At 35.1% G+C, this 20,667-nt stretch carries 14 protein-coding genes and 1 tRNA gene; 3 read left to right on the top strand and 12 right to left on the bottom strand.

The window, feature by feature from the left end; genetic code table 11:
* Positions 1-2: 2 nt before the first annotated feature.
* From M666_RS07065 to M666_RS07050, 4 genes are all read right to left on the bottom strand, one after another.
* Positions 3-425: a response regulator gene (locus tag M666_RS07065; protein ID WP_029447210.1), complete on the bottom strand. Its 423-nt coding sequence runs from the start codon at positions 423-425 to the stop codon at positions 3-5.
* 11 nt (positions 426-436) lie between these two features.
* Entirely contained in the window at positions 437-3,895 is a 3,459-nt protein-coding gene (locus M666_RS19950) for a PAS domain-containing protein (RefSeq protein WP_029447211.1), read from the bottom strand.
* A 283-nt stretch (positions 3,896-4,178) separates the two neighbouring features.
* Positions 4,179-4,688, bottom strand: a complete 510-nt coding sequence (locus M666_RS07055) for a hypothetical protein (protein WP_029447212.1) — start codon at positions 4,686-4,688, stop codon at positions 4,179-4,181.
* A 351-nt stretch (positions 4,689-5,039) separates the two neighbouring features.
* Positions 5,040-5,438 (bottom strand): DoxX family protein, encoded by a 399-nt coding sequence (locus M666_RS07050; RefSeq protein ID WP_029447213.1) that lies wholly within the window; start codon positions 5,436-5,438, stop codon positions 5,040-5,042.
* A gap of 445 nt (positions 5,439-5,883) precedes the next feature.
* On the opposite strand from M666_RS07050, the gene M666_RS07045 reads away from it, so the two are divergent.
* Positions 5,884-7,935 carry a tetratricopeptide repeat-containing sensor histidine kinase gene (locus M666_RS07045; protein WP_082007892.1) on the top strand — a complete coding sequence of 684 codons (2,052 nt, stop codon included), beginning with the start codon at positions 5,884-5,886 and terminating at the stop codon, positions 7,933-7,935.
* Positions 7,936-8,094: 159 nt separating this feature from the next.
* Here M666_RS07045 and M666_RS07040 read toward each other — a convergent pair.
* From M666_RS07040 to dnaE, 6 genes are all read right to left on the bottom strand, one after another.
* Positions 8,095-8,171, bottom strand: a tRNA-Asp gene (locus M666_RS07040).
* Between the two features lie 139 nt (positions 8,172-8,310).
* Complete coding sequence (locus M666_RS07035; RefSeq protein ID WP_029447215.1) at positions 8,311-9,342, bottom strand: glycoside hydrolase family 26 protein; 1,032 nt, start codon at positions 9,340-9,342, stop codon at positions 8,311-8,313.
* A gap of 9 nt (positions 9,343-9,351) precedes the next feature.
* A complete protein-coding gene (locus M666_RS07030) occupies positions 9,352-10,281 on the bottom strand; it encodes a DUF58 domain-containing protein (protein WP_029447216.1) in 930 nt (309 codons plus the stop codon).
* Between the two features lie 86 nt (positions 10,282-10,367).
* A complete protein-coding gene (locus M666_RS07025) occupies positions 10,368-11,558 on the bottom strand; it encodes an InlB B-repeat-containing protein (protein WP_029447217.1) in 1,191 nt (396 codons plus the stop codon).
* 187 nt (positions 11,559-11,745) lie between these two features.
* On the bottom strand, positions 11,746-12,063 hold the full coding sequence (gene trxA / locus M666_RS07020; RefSeq protein ID WP_024481982.1) for a thioredoxin: 318 nt from the start codon (positions 12,061-12,063) through the stop codon (positions 11,746-11,748).
* A gap of 99 nt (positions 12,064-12,162) precedes the next feature.
* A complete protein-coding gene (gene dnaE / locus M666_RS07015) occupies positions 12,163-16,599 on the bottom strand; it encodes a DNA polymerase III subunit alpha (protein ID WP_029447218.1) in 4,437 nt (1,478 codons plus the stop codon).
* 258 nt (positions 16,600-16,857) lie between these two features.
* Between dnaE and M666_RS07010 the strand changes: the two genes are divergently transcribed.
* Together M666_RS07010 and rimM are read left to right on the top strand one after the other, a co-directional pair.
* Positions 16,858-17,409, top strand: coding sequence for a 30S ribosomal protein S16 (locus M666_RS07010; RefSeq protein WP_024481984.1), 552 nt, complete (start codon positions 16,858-16,860; stop codon positions 17,407-17,409).
* 15 nt (positions 17,410-17,424) lie between these two features.
* Complete coding sequence (rimM, locus tag M666_RS07005) at positions 17,425-17,952, top strand: ribosome maturation factor RimM (RefSeq protein WP_024481985.1); 528 nt, start codon at positions 17,425-17,427, stop codon at positions 17,950-17,952.
* Positions 17,953-18,021: 69 nt separating this feature from the next.
* Here the strand turns inward: rimM and M666_RS07000 are convergent, their stop codons facing one another.
* Positions 18,022-18,384: a hypothetical protein gene (locus tag M666_RS07000; RefSeq protein WP_024481986.1), complete on the bottom strand. Its 363-nt coding sequence runs from the start codon at positions 18,382-18,384 to the stop codon at positions 18,022-18,024.
* Positions 18,385-18,478: 94 nt separating this feature from the next.
* Complete coding sequence (locus tag M666_RS06995; protein WP_029447219.1) at positions 18,479-20,665, bottom strand: PepSY domain-containing protein; 2,187 nt, start codon at positions 20,663-20,665, stop codon at positions 18,479-18,481.
* Positions 20,666-20,667: the final 2 nt, after the last annotated feature.

The raw sequence follows: 20,667 nt of genomic DNA, 5'->3' as shown, positions 1-20,667 counted from the left end.
TATTATGGCAATTTCACAATGTTGATCCAGAAATTTTCTATTTGCGCTACTGCAGATAAAAAATCTGTAGGCTCAACAGGCTTGGTTATATAGCAATTCACGTAATGTGAATAGGCTTTTTTAATATCTAAGGTTGATGAAGATGTGGTTAGCATCACAACCGGGATATGTTTATAGGTACTGTCTGCTTTTAAAATTTGCAATACTTCGTGTCCGTTTTTCTTCGGAAGATTCACATCCAGCAAAATTAAATCTGGTGTTTTCTCCGTAGCAAATGGCCCTTTTTTGAATACAAAATCTAATGCTTCCTCGCCATCATTAACAACTTTTAGGGTGTTAGTGATTTTACAACTCTCTAGCGCTTCCGTTGTTAATAAAACGTCGCCCTCATTATCTTCTACTAATAATATGGTAATACTTTTCATAGGAGGATTAATTAATTTTCTTTTTTAATAGTGAAATAAAAGGTAGAGCCTTCACCCTTTTTACTTGTTACCCAAATCTTACCTTTTAAATTTTCAATAATTTTTTTCACTAGCGCCAAACCAATCCCGGTACCGTTGTATTGGTTTCTGCCGTGCAAGCGTTGAAATATAACGAATATTTTATCAAAATACTCAGAATCTATCCCTATTCCATTATCAGATACAGAAAATTTATGATGAGTGACTAACTCTTCATAGGTAACCTCAATGACAGGTTTAACTCCCTCCTTTTGATATTTTATAGCATTCCCTATAAGGTTTTGAAAAAGCTGTAGTATTAATAAACTATAACTATTAATGGTAGGTAGTTCTGGTATAATCAAAGTAGCCTCCTTATCTATAATTTCTTGTTGAAAAATTAAAGTTACTTCTGCTAAAATTTCATTTAAATCTAGAGCTACTAATTCCTCTTCTGATTTACCCACTCTAGAAAAATCCAGTAAATCTAGAATTATTTGTCGCATTCTTTTAGCGCCATCTACCGCAAAATGAATGTATTTTTTTCCTTCATCCTCAATGACATGATTGTATTTTTTTTCTAGCAACATTAGAAAACTAGAAATCATACGTAGCGGTTCCTGAAGGTCATGAGAAACCACATAAGCAAACTGCTCTAATTCTTCATTATACCGCAGTAATTCATCTGCTTGCTTTTCTAAATTTAAATTAAGCTTTTGTAATGATTCTTGATAATTTTTATTTTCCGTAATATCTTGCATGGCACCAACCATACGGACTACGTCTCCATCATCATTTCTAATTACACTACCCCGATCTATCACATAGGCATATGTATCATCAGATTTTAAATATCGGTATTCAGTTTTAAAATAAGTCCCCGTCTTCTGTTTTAAAAGGTTTTCCGTACTTGCAATGGCATGTTCTAAATCTTCTGGATGTACTTTAGTTCTCCAGAATTCAAAGGTTACATCGCCTTCAGAAGAATCATAGCCAAATAAGGTTTGATACCCTTTTCCTTGATACAGGGTATTATTTACCAAATCCCAATCCCAAATAGCATCTTGTGTTGCCTCTGCAATTTTTTCAAAACGCTCATTAGCATTCTTAATTTGGGTAGTATATTGCACCCTATCTGTGATATCTTGTGCAGCGCCAACAATACGAATCACATCTCCCTGATCATTTTTCATGACACTACCTCTGTCACTTACATGGGCATACTCACCATTGCTTTTTAGATAGCGGTACTCACAGTTAAAGTATTCCTCTGCTTTTAATTCTACCAAATCATTAACCAGTTTCAAAATTCTAGGTTTATCTTCTGGATGAATCCGACTTATCCAAATCGCAGGATCTGCTTTTCCTTCATTTTTAGGATAGCCGAATAATTCTGCATATCCTGGGCCATGGAATACAATATCATTAACAAGATCCCAATCCCAAATCCCATCATTAGTAGCTTCAGATACTTTTACAAAACGTTCATTAGATCTTTTAATATCTTCAATAGCTTGAAGTTTTTCCGTGACATCTTGCATGGAACCCACCATTCTTAAAGCTTCTCCATATTCGTTCCGAACAATGAAGGCTTTATCTACTACATTGGAATAGTCCTTATTCACATTAAGAAAACGATACTGTTCTTCCCAAAAGTAATCTCCTTTTTCAATGGATGAATTAAAAGAATTAACCACCCTATCATGATCTTCCGGATGTATATGCCGTTCCCAAAGATTAGTATCCTTGCTTGACATGTTTTCTTTAGAATAGCCAAAAAGCTTTACATAATTCTCACCTCTAAAAATTTCTCCTGTTTTAAAATCCAAATCCCAAATAGCATCAGAAGTGGCCTTCGTCACTAAATTATAGCGCTGAATAGTATCCTCTAGGCTTAGAGAAACTAATTTACTCTCAGTAATATCTTGAATAGTGCCTTCATAAAAAACGGGTACTCCATCTTCATTTTTCACATAAGTCCCTTTTTGTCGTATCCAAATAATAGACCCATCTGGTCGTTTTACTCTATTTTCCAGTATATATTCTTCACCTGTAGCAATAGACTTTTTTCTTTTTTCTTCTAATAAAGAAATATCTTCCTCAAACAATAAAGTTTTCAAAGACTCAAAAGATGACAATATAGAATCTTTACCTAAACCTAAAATACGATATACCTTGTCTGACCAGTAAGAAGTTCCTTCAATTAGATCAAATTCCCAATACCCGAGTCCCGCAATTTCTTGGGCTTGATTTAATTTTTTATTTAAATTACTAAGTTCCTCTTTTTTACTTTTTTGATCCGTAATATCTATAATTACGGTATCAATACTTACACTGCCATTTTTATTTTTAACAGGAACACCTTGGCCTTTATGCCAACGGATGCTGCCATCAGGATGCTGAATTCTCCATTCGGCTTCCCATTGCTCAAGAGTTATAATAGAAGTATCTAATATAGCTTTGATACGTGGTTTTTCTTCCTCAAGTAGTAAGTTCCAAACTGGATCAAAATTAGTATAAACTTCCTGGGCAGTTAAGCCCCACAATTTTTCAGTCCCTTTCGTTAAATGAACAATTTCCTGCGTCCCATCGGGAAAAAAAATATGCCGGAAAGCAACGCAATCTATATTATCAATAATAGAATTAAGCTGAAACTCTACTGTTTTAAAATCATGGATATCTAACATGGTACCTCCAATAACCTCTGGAGCTCCACTGGCGCTCCACTTGGTTACCTTCCCAATAATTGTCGTCCAACTCCAATACCCTTTTTTATGGCGTACCCTAATTTCATGAGTGTAGTCTTCAATTTCTTTATTTTTAATTTGATTTAAAAAGGAAATTGACTCTTGAACGTAATCTTTGTAAATAATTTTAAGGAAGGTCTTAAAACTAAAATCTTTAAAATCGTTCTTACCGTACCCCAAGATATTCATGGACACATCATTGAGCTTAAACTCAGATGTATTTACATTAAGCTCCCAAAGTCCTACCTTATTCTTTTTTAAACAGCTTTCGTAAAATGCATCTTCTGCCACAAGTAACGATTGAAATTGATTTTCTGGAATGAGCTTATTTTCAATTTGCCGAACTAAAGCCTTTAGCGCATTTAATTGCGACTCTTTAAGTTCTATATTCGACTCATGCCACAAACTTAAGACTCCAAAAGAATTTTGGTCTTTTGTTTTAAGGGGAATTCCTAAATAGAAATCAAAAACATTTGCGGCATCAGCTGCTCTTAAATTAGATTCTATGAGGATATCGTCGGTTGTATTGAATAGAATATTTTGATAGAAAGAACTTTCAAATCCTCTTTTCCCGTGGCTAGATTTTACCTGAATAATTTTACCATCCGTAAGACTTATTACCGCAGCAGAACAGTTTAAAAGTGAGGTTGCCATTAGTGCAAAATCAAACAATTCTGGATCAGGATTCTGAAAATTAAAGCTCACGGTTACTGAATTTAATTTAAAAAATAGAAAATAGGAAGTATCTTTAACCGTGTTACACTTTTAAAAATGAAGCTCTTATTTCTGTATCATGTAAATAGGAGCCTGCACAAAGCATGTTAAATGGTACTCTTATTAAGGTAAATTTAAGACTTAGAAACTACAATAACAATATTATATTTCTAAACCTGTAAGAATTTGGAATCAAAATTGACGCTTTTAACAATTACCCTTTAGCGTATTTACTTCTTTTTATTACAAGTTTCTAACCTTAAAAGCCTATAACTTAGTAAGGCCTTTTTAATTGTATTGTATATAAAATACCAAGAGTTACCGTATTCCATGCGGCTTCATCTAATTGTATTCCGGTATACGAAAAGTTTAATTCCGTACTAGGCCCCATTAAAAAACCTATTTGAGGTCTGTAATAAAAACCTCCGTCATTACCATCATTTAAACCTATGGCTGTACCTATATCTCCGCCGAAAGAAAAAGAATTAGACCCCCAGATGCGCAATGATGCTGCCACTGGTAAAAATTGGATACTCGGTAAGGTAATGCTAACATCCTCTGTTCCAAATTTTTCTGGAAAGCCATGTATATACCCGGTCATTACTCCTAAATCAACAGTTTCACTCAAAGCCCACATATGACCGAAATCTGCCCCCAAAACGACCCCCACTTGATCATTAAAATTCTCAAGAGGTAAACCGCCTTGAATTCCAATTTTTAACCCTTCCTGAGCGCTACTTGTTCCAAAACATATAATAGCTGCTAGTACTAATAATTTTTTCATCTTAATATTTGTATGGTTGATTATTATCAGACAAATCTAATATTGCTATGACATCAACTGCTATTTATGTTGTAAAACCCTACAAATTGGTTGTAGAAGAAATAAATTGCTTTAAAAGCAGCATAAGAATACATTAAACATGAACGCTTTGTTTAAAAAAAAGGCTCAAAATAGCGCCTGAACAAAAAAAAACTTACTCCACTGCGGTTTTCCGCAAGGAAATAAGTTTTAAGTCAAATATTTTTGTTCTCGAAAAAAAATAAACCATTAAGAAATTATCTACCACTGATATTGGCCTGCTTTTGAATACATGAATCCGGGGGGAACTTTCTATATTCTTAAGTATGGCCTTTATTTGTTTACTTTCGTATCTAAAGACCAGTAATTATAATTAATAACTAGCAAAAGCCCAATAAATATAAACGCGTGTATCAATTGAGAATCTATAATCCCCCAATTCTCAATCATAGTACTTCCAAAAACTAACATAATCATTAGAATTGCCCCTAATACTAATGCTTGCCTTGTAAACAATCCTATAATAAGTAAAATACCTACCATAAATTCTAAAATGGGTAACGTATAGGCAAAAGGTGTAACCAAAAATTCTGGAACCATAGAATTCTCAAAATTTTGAACCATGAAATTTTTGAACCCTTCCAATTTTGGAAGTCTTACCAAACCATGACCAAACATACTTACTCCTATTGCTATTCTAGCCAATACATACCCTAACCTATACTCCTTCATTGCTTTTATTGTTCAGTAGTTAATTACTCGTATTGTATAAATTTAATGCATTACCTCCGTAACTTACAAAACGGCAGTTATTACAGGTAGCAAAAAAATGGAAAGAATTAAGAATTAAAAAACCTTAATAAAATTCTACACCATCACATACTATATTGACGTTTTTGTCCTCTAGAACTTACAACTCATAAGTAAAAACATAAAGATCTCTTACTTCTTATTACGGCCACATAAAAAGAACCTAAGTACTTAGTAATCAGAACCAAAAAGACAATTCTAAGAGTTACAATCGATGAAAGTAGCAAAAAATCAGTTTGCTCATCGACAATAATTGTGTATTCAACGCTTGATACTTACGTTTCAGCTACAAACAGCAAGGCGCTAGAAAACCCTAAGATACCTTTGTCCTTTAATGTGAGCCCAACTCGCCTAAAAACCTACTTTTATGCTACAAATAAGACCCATAAAAATACGGGATAGTGTTATTGCACTATGCTGTGTTATGTTTTTTAATCTATATACCGCTTATAGTCAAAAAACCATAAAAGACAGTTTATATCAAAAAATAGCCTCTTTTAAATTAAAACCGAACTACCAAAAAGATACGCTTTACATCAATTCGTTGTACACGTATGGCAAAGCATATGGTTTTTACAATTTAGATAGTTTAAATAGTTTAGCCAACGAAACTATTGAACTTAGTAAGGCAATTAACTTTGCTAAAGGCGAGGCGAAAGGATATATTATCTTAGGAAATTATTATTCTGAAACGGGCAAAAAAGAACTTGCAATAGAAAATTATAGTAAAGCAAAAGCTATTGCAGAGGCAAATAGGTACATTGATGTAACCCTACTCTCAAAAAGTAGCTTAGCAACAGCTTACACCTATAATGACGAATACGCAAAAGGGCTCAAAGAATATCTTGGCGGAATTGAAATAGCCAAACAACATAAGGACGAAGCCACTTTAGCCATCTTATACATCAACATTACGGTTATTTATAGCTTGCAAAATGAATATAAGCAATGTATTCATTTTTTGACCAAGGCCATGGAGTTAAATAAACGGACGGGTAACGAAAGATTAACAGCTGTAACGCTAATTAATTTGGCAGCCACGTACATTGACAATAATGAGTTAGAAAAGGCTTCCAAAAAAATTGATGAAGGCCTACCCCTTTTAGAAAAATTAGAATTACAAGATTGGCTAACCTATGCCTATGAATTAAAAGCTAACATTTTTCTTAAACAAGATAAAGCCTCTGAAGCTTTAAAGTGGTTTCAAAAAAGTGAAGTTATTCATCAAGACATTGCCCAAACTAGATATAAAATATCTTTATACAACGGCATGTCTAAAACCTACCTACAACTTAGAGATTACAAAAAAACGGAAGCTTATGCCTTAAAGGCATTGACCTTGAGTACCGATTTAAATGTACTAGATGAGCGTGATGAAATTTTAAAAACACTTTATGAACTAAAAAAAGAAACGAATCAAGCTTTAGCTGCATTGGGATATTTAGAAGCATATAAAGCTATTTCTGACACCATAAACGAGAAGAACAACCAGAAGGAATTAAAAATTTTAAAATCCAATCTTGAGTTCGATCAAGAAAAAGAACGCTATATCTTAGAGAATGAGAAAGTAGCCGCAAAACAACGATTGTATTTTTATGGAGCACTTTTAGTCATCATCGCTTTTTCTATTATTATATATATTCTCAAAAGAAACAATAAAACTCAAAACACATTAAACCGAAGACTAACCATAAAAACAAAGCAACTGCAAAATAAGGAAAGACATTTGGTAAACTCTAATCATACAAAAACCAAATTGTTTGCCATAATTGCACATGATTTACGTGGCCCCATAAATTCTTTCAAATCGATGTTTGATTTGTTTACCAACAAGCAAATTAGTGATGCTGAATTTATTGAACTCGCACCCACCATGGGAGAGAGTATAGACAGTATTGCTTTTACCCTAAATAATTTGCTCTCCTGGGGACAAACCCAAATGAATGACATTATTACGGAACCAGAACATACCAATATAAGCGATTTAATAAATCAAAATAATTCGCTATTATCAAAAATGGCAGAAAAAAAATCGATTTCTTTTGAAAACAAAGTAACGGAAAGTGCATTGACTTGGTCTGGCAAAAACCAAATCAGTATTGTCATTCGGAACTTAACGAGTAATGCCTTAAAATTTACCCCTGAACATGGGAAAATTACCTTTGGAGCCACTGACAAACAAAACCATTGGGAGTTCTATATAAAAGATACCGGCGTAGGACTAACTGAAGAGGCTTTAGATAAGATTTTCAGCACCAAAGAGGCATTTACGACCTACGGAACAAATAATGAAAAAGGAACAGGCTTAGGCCTTGTATTGTGTAAGGAAATGATAGAAAAAAATAATGGTAGCATTTGGGCAGAAAGCACCATTAATGTAGGAACTAGTTTTTATTTTACACTACCAAAAGCAAGTTAAGAAGCCCTCATGTAAAAATTGCATCATTAACCATCAGGGAAATTTAAAAGAGAAACATGTTGCGGTTACCAAATACTTAGGTCTTAAAACCCAAGAAAGACCATTGTTTTCCTTAACTATAAAACAAAAAAAATCCTCAACTATATGTTGAGGATTTGTTGGCGGTCCGGACGGGACTCGAACCCGCGACCCCCTGCGTGACAGGCAGGTATTCTAACCAACTGAACTACCGAACCGTTGCTTTAAGCGGTTGCAAATATACGCCGCATATTTAATTACGCAAACTTTTTTGACTAAAAAATTCAGTTTATTTTAAAATAATTTTGAAAATAAATGATTCAACTTAATTATCAGATACTTACAAAATAAAAAAAATCAAACTTTTTCATCACCTAAAAACAAAACGTGCGTCTTTTCACTAAATATTTTAAAATCACTCGCACTTAATTGATCTGGATAAGGCACAAAAAAATGATTTTTAGAATCATTTCGCCATAAAAGCACCCAAGCGATACCCGTATTTGCGATGGTAGCATCAAGAATTGTGCTCCACCACAATGGTTCTAACACCCTATCTAATCCTATTTCTGTTAATGCATAAGGTTTTTTTACCGTTTCTGCCACCATTCTCAACACCTCAACATTGGTTTTTAATGTTTTTTGAAATGCTTTTGCTGTTCCATGTTGATACAGATCTAAACCTAACATATCTACCACATGATCTCCTGGATAATTTAAAAGATATTCTCCTGTGGTACCAACCAAATTAGGAGCATATACATATAGCAAGTTGTGAACTTCAAATTCTACGGATAGCAATTGCAATGTTTGCAACCACAAAGTCTTATATTCTTTTGGACTACAGTGAGGGTTTCCCCACCAAAACCAAGCACCATTCATTTCATGAAACGGACGAAAAGCAATCGGAATCAGCATTCCGTTTTCATCTTTTAATTGCAATACAAAATCGGCCACTTTTTTAAGCCATTCTTTATACACCTCAAAATAGCTACCTCCTTTTAAAATATGTTTCACAGCAATTGTAGTCTCCCAACTATCGCCTTTAGATACGGGATTATCGGCATGCCAACTTATTGTAATAATCCCACCTTCCTTATGCGCTTTCTGTATCAGTGCGCACATCGTATTAAAAGGCACATCATCTAAGTTCTTTTCTCTTCCGTGCTCTATCTGGCCAATATCAAAACCATAAACCAAAGGAAAGTCTCCTACCACTTTATACACATCACTCGTATACGAATCGTGGTTATGGCGCCACCCTACTCCATAGGACGTCGTATCTTGATGCCCAAAAGCATATCCTCTTTCTGAAAGATGTTCTATTTTTCGTTGTAAGGCAAAAACCTGAGGCAGTGCTCTCGTATCTGCTAAAGTGAGATTCGTCATAATTATGGGTTATAGGAATTTTTGCCTTTCCGTCATGTAGGTATTTAGAATTTTAGAAAAATCACTGCCCACATCTACTGAAACATACTTGATTTTGTATTGTGCACATTTTAATTTTAAGCCTTCTTGGTAATTCTGAACACGTTGTTGATACCCTTCTTTAACAGTATCAGCATAGAGATCTATTTTTTCTCCAGTTTCTACATCTACAAAGCGTTTAGGTGTATTATCAAAATCGAAATTCACTTCATGCTCCGCATCTAATACATGAAAAAGCACCACTTCGTGCTTGTTATATTTCAAATGGCGTAGCGCATCAAATAATTTATCATCTTCTGTTTCGGTTTGAAACATATCTGTAAATAGAAAAATTAAACTCCGCCGTTTCATTTTTTCTGCAATCAAATGCAAATAGGTATACGTTTCTGTTCTATTTTCCAGCCTAGAAGATGCGCTAATCTCATTGAGTTTAGCTAACAACATCTGATGATGGCGCTCACTACCTTTTTCCGAGGCGTAGTATTCGTAATGATCAGAATACACACTTAGACCCACAGCATCTCGTTGTTTCTTCAAAATAGCCATTAAAGCTGCAATAGCTAATACTCCAAAACCTATTTTATTTAAATGATCAATTCCTAGATTTTTTACCTCTGGATAAAACATAGAAGCAGAATTGTCTAAGATCATGTGGCACCGAAGATTGGTTTCTTCTTCATAGCGCTTGGTGTACAATTTATCAGTTTTCGCAAATAGCTTCCAATCTATATGCTTTGTGCTTTCGCCATTATTATATATTTTATGCTCTGCAAACTCTGCAGAGAATCCATGAAACGGACTCTTATGAATTCCGCTAATAAATCCCTCCACTACTTGATTAGCTAGGAGCCCAAGGTTTTGAAATAATGAAGATTTATGTAATTCTGATTGTACATTCATACCACTAAAGATAGGTGTAAATTAAAAAAATCCCATTTTTATGGGATTTTTGTTTAGATTTTAAAAATAAGAACTAGTTATAAACCTTATTGCTTAACTTCTATTCCATTACTAGGCTTTCCTACTATTTCTATATAACTATTTACATCTAAATTTTCTAATTCATCTTTACGATTAACTGGAGCAACCCATAACTGAGCCGTATCAAACGGTACAACAACACCTCCCACACTAACTCCTGTGTTGCCACTAAATATATCAACATAAGTTACTGTTATCGTATTCGTTAAAACAAAAGGACTAAAAACAGATGTAGACCCAACTGCACTATTACCAGATTTAATCAACTTTTTAAACACTCTATATGCATCTACACTTACAACTTCTTGCCAGTCGATTGTAACACTTGTATTATCAGCTGAATTTTCAGCATTTATTGTTTCTGTTCCTGAAAAACTAGAAATAGGCACCGTATAATTTAAAGTCCCCAAATCTGCAGAGCTAAGAACAACATCAACTCCTTTAGCAGCATCAATTTCTTCTAAACTCAACACATCATATTCGTTAAAAAAATCATTATACACCAAAGGCGTATCATTAATTTTAATTGATACATCGGTAATATTAGTGTCACTAGATTTATCCTTTAATTCAACTGAAAAATCCCATTTCTTTGAACTTATATTGTACAACGCATCTACTTTTAACAAAATAGACGAAGCATCTGTTGTTACATCTGCTTTAAAAACCGCCGTGACCTCATGGTCTTTATCCATAACCACAGTCAATTCTGAATTATCGCCAGACATTGAACCCGTCCATTTAGAAAAAGTATATCCGCTTTTTGGACTAGCAGTTAGTAGAACATCTTCACCACTATTATACCCATCTTTCATTGGCGAAATAGTTACAACTCCTTCACTATCATTAAAATTAACAGCCAATTTATAAGCCATTTCTTCTATCGCTGCCTCAAAAAGAGCTTTAATAGCTATATCAGCGTTTATCGTTACTATGATTTCTGTTTTTGTACTATCTTGATCATCTGAAAGTCCTTCCCAATTTAAAAAAGCATAGCCTTCTTTTTCCACTACAGTAATTGTAACGGTTTCTCCTGAGAGGTAAGCTTCTTTTTTTGGTGTAACTTCTACACTTCCTTGTTTCTCATCAAACGAAATATCAAGTTTAAACATTTCGCCATCTGTAGTGGTTTCATCTGTTTTATCACATGAAAATAAAAGAAACATTGAAACCACAGCTATTAATACTCTTTTCATCTTTTTAATTTATTTGGTTTAAGCAATAAACAAGCCAAAACGTAAATACCCTACTACAAAAACTTTATTTAACATTTTTTTTAGAAGTTATACCTACTAAAGCCCAACTTTTGAATATTACTTCCCCAAAAAAAAGAGGGTTTCACATTTGTGAAACCCTCTTTAAAATATAAAATATCTTTTTTTACTATAATGCAGCATCAATTGCATCTGTGTACACTTTCTTAGGAGAAACTCCTACTTGTCTACTTACAATTTCACCTCCTTTAAAAACTAATACTGTAGGAATGTTACGTACACCGTACTTAGCTGCAAATTCTTGATTTGCATCTACATCTACCTTACCTACAACAGCTTTACCATCATATTCAGTACTTACTTCATCAATAATTGGACCTACCATTCTACATGGTCCACACCATGCTGCCCAAAAATCAACTACTACTGGTTTATCACTTTTTAAGACTACTTCGTCAAAAGTTGCGTCTGTTATCTCTAATGCCATTTTTTTCGTATTTATTGTTATACAAATTTAGTCAAATATTATTCTTTTTCCTTACTAACGTTACATTCGTTTTAGCTATTGCCCTATCGAGAAACTTTATCAATTTAATTTAAACAAGATATCTTGTTTTTCTAAAAGATGCAACAATTCACTAGAAATCTGTACTTTTTGCTTCCTGCTCACCAAATCTACCTTAATCTCTTCTTCCATCTCGTAAATTACAAAGTTTAAAGAATGCTCTCCTCGGTGTGCATCAATAGTTTCTTTGAGCTCGTAAATTTTCTCTTCTTTTAATTCATCAATCTTTAAATTGATGGTAAGTTTTTTCGCATAGGTCTCCATTACTTCTTGCAGTAACATAAAACTATTGAATTGCATTCGCGGATCTCCTTTTTTACCCGTATCTCTGTTTACCCAACCTTCACGCACAAATAATTTAACATACGCAAAAGAGTTGATCATCAGGAAGTGGCGAAACTTTAGATACTCTTCTCCAAAAATTCTAAACTCAAAGGTATCCGTATAATCTTCCATAGTAAACATGGCCCAACCTTTTCCATTCTTAGAAACCCTATGCTGAACATCTGCTATAACCCCAGCAAAAGAAACTTCTCTATTTACAATACTTTCTAGATCATTTAAATTAGAAAGACTTGCATTGCAGAACGATTTGACTTCAGCCTTAAAATCATCTAACGGGTGTCCTGAAATATAAATTCCCACCACTTCTTTCTCACGACGTAATTTTTCCATCGTTCCCCATTCTTCACATGGCGGAACAACCGGCTCTTCAATTTGCACTTCGCTGGCATCACCAAACAAACTTACTTGGCTAGAATTCTCATTTTCTTGAAATTTAGAACCGTATTTCACGGCTTTCTCCAAAAAAGTAATTCCGTCTCCTTCATCCGCGAAGTATTGTGCTCTATGGGTGTCACCAAAAGAATCAAAACCACCAGCAACGGCTAAATTTTCAAATGCTTTTTTATTTGCTGCTCTTAAATCAATGCGTTTTGATAAATCGAAAACAGATTTAAAAGGACCTTTCTCTTTCCTATTTTCTACAATGGTTTCTACAGCACCACGACCTACACCTTTGACAGCTCCCATTCCAAAACGAACTGCACCCGCGTCATTTACCGCAAATTTGTAGTATGATTCATTTACATCTGGCCCTAATACATCTAAGCCCATACGCTTACATTCCTCCATAAAGAAGGTAACCTGCTTTATATCATTCATATTATTGGAAAGTACTGCAGCCATATATTCCGCAGGATAATGCGCTTTACAATAGGCTGTTTGGTATGCAATCCAAGCGTAACAAGTAGAGTGAGACTTGTTAAAAGCATAAGCTGCGAAGGCCTCCCAATCTTTCCAAATCTTCTCTAATTTATCTACCGCATGCCCTTTTGCTGAAGCCTGCTCAATAAACTTAGGCTTCATTTTATCGAGTACATGCTTCTGCTTTTTACCCATAGCCTTACGCAAAACATCGGCCTCACCTTTGGTAAAGTCTGCCAGTTTCTGCGATAGCAACATCACTTGCTCTTGGTATACGGTAATTCCGTAGGTTTCTGCTAAATATTCTTCATTAGCATCAAGGTCATAAATAATTTCTTCCGTTCCGTGTTTCCGCGCAATAAAGCTTGGAATATATTCCATTGGCCCCGGACGATACAAGGCATTCATGGCAATTAAATCCGCAAAAACTGTAGGCTTCAAGGCCCTCATATGTTTCTGCATTCCGGGAGATTCATATTGAAACACCCCTACGGTCTCTCCACGCTGGAAAAGTTCATATGTTTTAAGATCATCTAGAGGGAAATTCTCTGGATCTAATTCTACGCCGTGTTTTGCTTTTACAATTTTTACGGTATCTTTAATCAGGGTTAATGTCTTTAACCCCAAGAAATCCATTTTTAGTAAGCCCGCATCTTCTACCACCGAGTTATCAAACTGGGTACAATACATCTCAGAATCTTTCGCCAATGCTACCGGAACGAACTTGGTAATATCATCTGGCGTAATAATTACGCCACAAGCATGTATTCCCGTGTTTCTCACAGACCCTTCTAAAATGTATGCTTGGTTCAAGGTTTCTGATTCTAAGCCATCACCCTCAGAAATGGATAAAAGCTCATTAATTTTTAAAAGCTCTTCGCTGTTGAATTTAGCTTTTAGTACTTTTTCATCGATCCCTATAATCTTTTTTAGCTTAGACATGTTAGGAATCAACTTCGCCATACGATCCGCGTCACCCAAAGGTAAGTCTAAGGCACGGGCCGTATCTCGAATAGATGATTTTGCCGCCATGGTACCATACGTAATAATCTGAGCCACTTGGTTGGCCCCATATTTATCAATCACATAATCCATTACACGGCCACGACCCTCATCATCAAAGTCAATATCAATATCGGGCATACTTACACGATCCGGATTCAGGAAACGCTCAAAAAGCAAATCGTACTTAATAGGATCCAAATTGGTAATCCACAAACAATACGCCACTGCAGAACCTGCTGCAGATCCACGACCCGGCCCTACAGATACATCCATAGCTCTAGCAGCGCGAATAAAATCTTCTACAATTAAGAAATACCCAGGATATCCTGTTTTCTCAATTACTTGAAGTTCAAAATCTAGTCGCTCATCAATCTCAGGAGTAATTTCACCGTATCTTTTCTTAGCACCTTCATAGGTGATATGGCGTAAAAATTTATTTTCACCACGTTTACCACCATCCAATTTATCTTCTGGAAATTGAAATTCTTCAGGAATATCAAACGCCGGTAACAATACATCTCTAGCTAAGGTAAATGTCTCTACCTTATCTACCACTTCTTGAATATTAATAATAGCTTCAGGAATATCCTTAAAAAGCTCCTTCATATCATCAGAAGACTTAAAATAGTATTCTTGATTAGGCAAACCGTAGCGATACCCACGACCACGACCTATTGGCGTAGCTTGTTTCTCCCCGTCTTTAACACACAAGAGAATATCATGGGCATGTGCATTTTCTTTCTCTACATAATACGTATTATTGGTGGCAACCAATTTTACATCATGCTTTTTCGCAAATTGAATCAGAACTTGATTTACACGATCTTCATCTTCTTGACCGTGACGCATGATTTCAATATACAAATCATCTCCAAAGGTTTCTTTCCACCAAAGCAAAGCCTCCTCTGCTTGATTCTCTCCAACATTTAGTACCTTACTAGGCACTTCCCCATATAAATTTCCTGTTAAAACAATAATATCTTCCTTGTATTGTTCAACAACTTTTCTATCAATTCTCGGCACATAGTATTTACCGCTTACAAAGGCGATAGAAGACATTTTTGCCAAGTTTAAATATCCTTTTTTTGTTTTGGCCAGCATTACAATTTGATAGCCATTATCTTTCTGAGACTTATTGGTATGATCCTCACAAACCTGAAATTCACAACCAATAATGGGGGTAATTTCTACTTCCGGTTCTGGCAATTCTTCCAAAGGCTCTTCTCCTTCTGCTAAGGTTCCGTTTTTTGTTGCTTCAAAACGCTTTAAGTTTTCTTCATTGCGAGAAACAACTCCCTTATTATGATTTAGAACACCACTCACAAAATGAAATGCTCCCATCATATTGGCGTGATCTGTCATGGCTACTGCCGGCATTTTTGCTTTAGCGGCAGCAGAAATTAAGGCAGGGATACTGATGGTAGACTGTAATATAGAAAACTGGGTGTGATTATGAAGATGCGCAAAACTAGCATTCTCTAAGGTGGCTAAATTTTCTTTAATCTCTTCTTGAGAAACTCCACCTGTATCTTTATCCCAAAGGGCATCTGCTATTTTTTTAGAGGCCTTTTTTAGATTGATATGTTTTAAACCAATTAATTGAATTTCTTGCGGATTTGCCTCAGAGAAATTCTTAAAATAATCTGGCTGAACATCTAACTGTTCAATCGTATATTGCTGCTTACGTACAAGCTCTAAAAAACAACGTGTAGTTGCCTCCACATCGGCGGTAGCATTGTGCGCTTCTCCAAACGGCGCACCAAATAAGAATTGATGCAACTCTGTTAAGGTAGGAAGTTTAAACTTACCTCCACGCCCACCAGGAATCTGACAAAGTGTTGCAGTATGTTCTGTACACGTATCTAACACCGGAAGTTCTTGTAACGGGTTTTCTACCCCCATTCTATGAAACTCCGCTCCCATAATATTCAAATCAAACCCCACATTCTGGCCAACAATAAATTTTGTCTTTGCCATGGCCTCATTGAATTTCTCCAAAACTTCCGCTAAGGGGATCCCTTTCTGTTCTGCCAAAGCAGTAGAAATACCATGAATTTGCTCTGCATCGTAAGGAATGTTAAACCCCTCTGGTTGTACCAAGTAATCTTGATGCTCAATAAGATTACCCATATCGTCATGCAATTGCCATGCAATCTGGATACATCTAGGCCAGTTATCGGTATCGGTAAAAGGAGCATCCCAACGTTTAGGAAGTCCTGTAGTTTCTGTATCAAAAATCAGGTACATAAATAGGAGTTTTTCTTTCTAAAAAAGCAGTCTGTAAAAATACAAAAAAGAGGTGTTTCCTTGAAAGATAGTTCCAAAGAGTTATTAACGTATAATAACAGATACTGCAATCAAAAAAAAGTGTTGTTAATTTACCAAAAAAAGGTATATTTGCACCCGCTTAGCGATAAGCATGTTTTGGATTTTCATCATTATGGAAATGAAAACAAAATTTTGAATTAATAATCAAGGGTCGGGCACCCTACAAATTAATGTGATATGCCAGTAAAAATTAGATTACAAAGACACGGTAAAAAAGGAAAACCATTCTATTGGGTAGTTGCAGCAGATGCAAGAGCTAAAAGAGATGGTAAATTCTTAGAAAAATTAGGAATCTACAATCCTAACACAAACCCTGCAACAATTGATATCAACGTTGATAACGCAGTAACTTGGTTACAGAATGGTGCACAACCTACTGAAACTGCAAAGCGTTTATTATCTTACAAAGGTATTTTAATGAAGCATCATTTATTAGGTGGTGTTCGTAAAGGTGCTTTAACTGAAGAGCAAGCTGAAGAAAAATTCAACGCTTGGTTAGAAGAAAAAGGTAAAATAGTAGGATCTAAGCAAGATGGTTTAGACAAAGCTAAGGCAGAAGCTAGAGCAAAAGCTTTAGAAGCTGAAAAATTAGTGAATGAAAAGCGTGCTGCTGAAGCTGCTGCTGCTGCATTACCAGAAGAGGTAGTTGCTGATGCTGAAGCTGCAACAGAAGAAGCTGCTCCAGTTGCTGAAGAAGCTCCTGCTGCTGATACAGAAACAAAAGAGTAATAAATTAGGAACGGTATGCTAAAGTCAGATTGCTTCTACTTAGGTAAAATCGTTTCTAAATATAGCTTTAAGGGTGAGGTTCTAATTAAATTAGATACCGACGAACCCGAAGAATACGAAAATTTGGAATCAGTGTTTATTTCTTTAGGAAATAACCTGATTCCTTTTTTTATTAAAAAATCTAGGCTGCACAAATCGACACTTCTACGTGTTCGTTTTGAAGAAATAGCCGATGAGTCTGATGCAGACCGTATCATGGGCTCTGAAATCTACCTTCCATTAACGTTATTACCAAAACTAACAGGAGATAAGTTCTATTTCCACGAGGTTATTGGTTTTACATTACTAGATAGTGTTCATGGAGATATAGGTGTTATTGAAAGTGTGAATGACAGTACTTCTCAAGCATTGTTTGAAGCTTTAAAAGATGGTAAACAACTATTGATTCCTATCAATGACGAAATTATCACTAAAGTAGATCGGGAAAATAAAACTATTCATGTTACCACACCATTGGGGCTGGTAGATTTGTATTTAGAATAGTCTCCATCTCAAAAAAAACCATTCTTACATCAAAGAATGGCTTAGCAATTATACATAGCATAAACAGAATTAGTCGAAATCTATAGACTGGTTTTTAAGCATGGTATCTAAACGCAATTGAAAAATTGTTCCCGTTATTAAATCTTTAATTTTTTCAAGTTCAGCATAGGTCAGCGCAAAGCTTAATTGCCCTAATGGAGTTTGCAGCAAATAAGACTTGCAAGTTTCCTTATTTTGACAATCATAGCATAAACATAAATTATCTAAGGTATCATCTACTTTAGATGAAAAATGCATCAGCTCACCAGGAGTTAGATACATTCCTGTATCCTTAAAAACTAACTGCACTTTTTTAAAATCTTTACCTAGATTTCTTTTCCATTGGAATGCTATTCCAAAATCATTATAATAAATAGTGTTAATATCGTTCATGGGGCATCATTTTATTTATAAACATTCTAAATAACTAATTTATATAGAATCATTCTAAATAAAAAATGAATGGGCAATTAATTTTAAAAATAAATTAGTAACAATCTGATCGCACTAAATGTTTAAAGGACTCAAAATCAACCTTATTCATTTTACAAATCGCTTTAAGCACCTCCAAAACCCCTTGATACATCTTTAATGAACCACACACCATAAAGATTCCTCCCAAGGATAAGGTTTCAAATATAAAATCAGCATCACGCATTAAAAGATCTTGAACATATACCTTTCCTTGTTCTTGAGAGAGCGCCAAGTTAAGTTTCGTTAAATGCCCATTAGACAAACTAGCATTCAATTCGTACTCGTACAAAGCAAAAGATTGCTGGTTGCGCAAGCCACAATACAAATACGTTGGAATATTTTTTGTGTTCTGATCTAACATTCCTAAAAATGGCAATATTCCCGTACCATTACCAATCATCACAACACGATCAGATTTCTTAGGGAAATGAAAATTTTTGTTTTCTATAATTCGAGCAGAAAAACTATCATCTTTCCTCAAAGCATTTAAAAACCCAGAACCTAAACCATGCTCATGAAGCTTTACGCTTAGATGAATCGTATCCTGAAGCTTTCCAATAGAATACAAACGCTCTTGATAATCACCTTTAGGATAAATAGCTAATAAATCTCCCGATGTAAACTGGAGCCGCTTACGCGGCTTTAAAGCAAGTTTAAAAGTATCATCAGGATTATCCTTTGCGGCCGTAATAGAAACGACCTTAAATTCTTTTAATTGTTTAGGTTTTACGTCTAGACTACTGGAAGGCACCGCAATAGTTACTCCCGCAGCTTTAGACCACAGACTTACCCACTGCTCAAAACTGCTGAAAGATTTGTCATTAATAGTAAACACGGGTAACAACTGATGATTGCCCTGCTGCTGTAAGCTCGCATCCACATCAAATGCAAATTTGCAGAACTCAGGATATGCTAAAGACCCAAAACCAAGTACAGAAAAACTGTAATTCTTTTGTTGTGATGTAGTACTTAATAGTTTCAAAAAATTATTAGCATTTACAGGAGCTTCTCCTTCTCCATATGTAGAGGTCATGACTATGACGTGCTCCACATTTTTATAGGTAGCATACTTATTCAGTTCCGATAAAAACACGCTATGTCCAGAGGCAATCAGTTGTTCTTTTAACGCATTGGCAAAAACCAAGGTACTTCCATTTTCTGAACCTACTAAGATTACATAGGTGCTAGAATTTCTTGTAAATTTATTTTTAATGCGTGCTTGTCTTCTTTTAAACGTCATGACAAACCCTGAATAGATAAAAAACAAAATATTTATCGTTGCCACCGCTAAAATTAAAGACCAAACAATACTGCCTTTACCGGTATGTAATTGAATACTAAGATTGGACAATATAGCGGTAAGTGGACTCTGAACCTCACTTAAAATTTCTCCAGTAAACTGATTCACTAAGAACGCTCTGTCTTCTAATTTCACCGTATAATAATCTTCTACATCGTCTGAAAAAGGAAATTCTACGGAACTAAGCTCAGAAAGCTTAACACCTTGGAATGCAGGGAAATCATTTTCTGCTAAGATTGGCATAGCGGCGATAGACTCATAGTCTACATTATGTGACGTTTTATCTTCTGGAAAAACATTAAATTTTTCTAAGGACAAATACACTCCCGTAACTGTAATAATGATAATTGGAATTAAAGACCATCTCCCCAGCACTACATGCCAATATTGAGAAAAGTTTTCATTTACAATTTTAGCAAAGAATTTTTTAAATCCACGTTGCCTTTGCAACACCAAAACAGCTCCTGAAATAGAAATTAAAAATAAAATAAAAGAACAAAAACCCACCAAAAAACGCCCTGTGCTTTTTAAAAAAAGGGAACGATGCAAATTGGTTACAAACTGAAAAAACTTTGAAGGCTCGGGTTTTTCCCCAAGGAAAACCGCTGTTTTTGGGTTAAAATAACCCGACAAAGATTCGCCTTCCTCTGTAATAACGCTAGCTAATACAAACTCATTCGCATCTACTTCTAATTCTATAACTTCAGGGTATGCATCCTTAAATACCGTAACGGTTTCCCCGAGAGAAACTTCTTCAAGGTCTGCCATTTTATACGGCTGAGTTTGTTCCAAAATAGGCTCAAAAGCCAATATAATTCCGGTAACCGATGCCAATAAGATAAAAACAAAAGAAGATATAGCCAGGGTAAGGTGGCTATATCTCCAGATAGAAATTGTCATAT

Origin of the sequence: Cellulophaga baltica 18 (assembly GCF_000468615.2) — a bacterium.
GTDB lineage: Bacteria > Bacteroidota > Bacteroidia > Flavobacteriales > Flavobacteriaceae > Cellulophaga > Cellulophaga baltica.
Note: the sequence above shows the minus strand (reverse complement) of the source record. Positions and strands in the feature narration are given on the sequence as shown.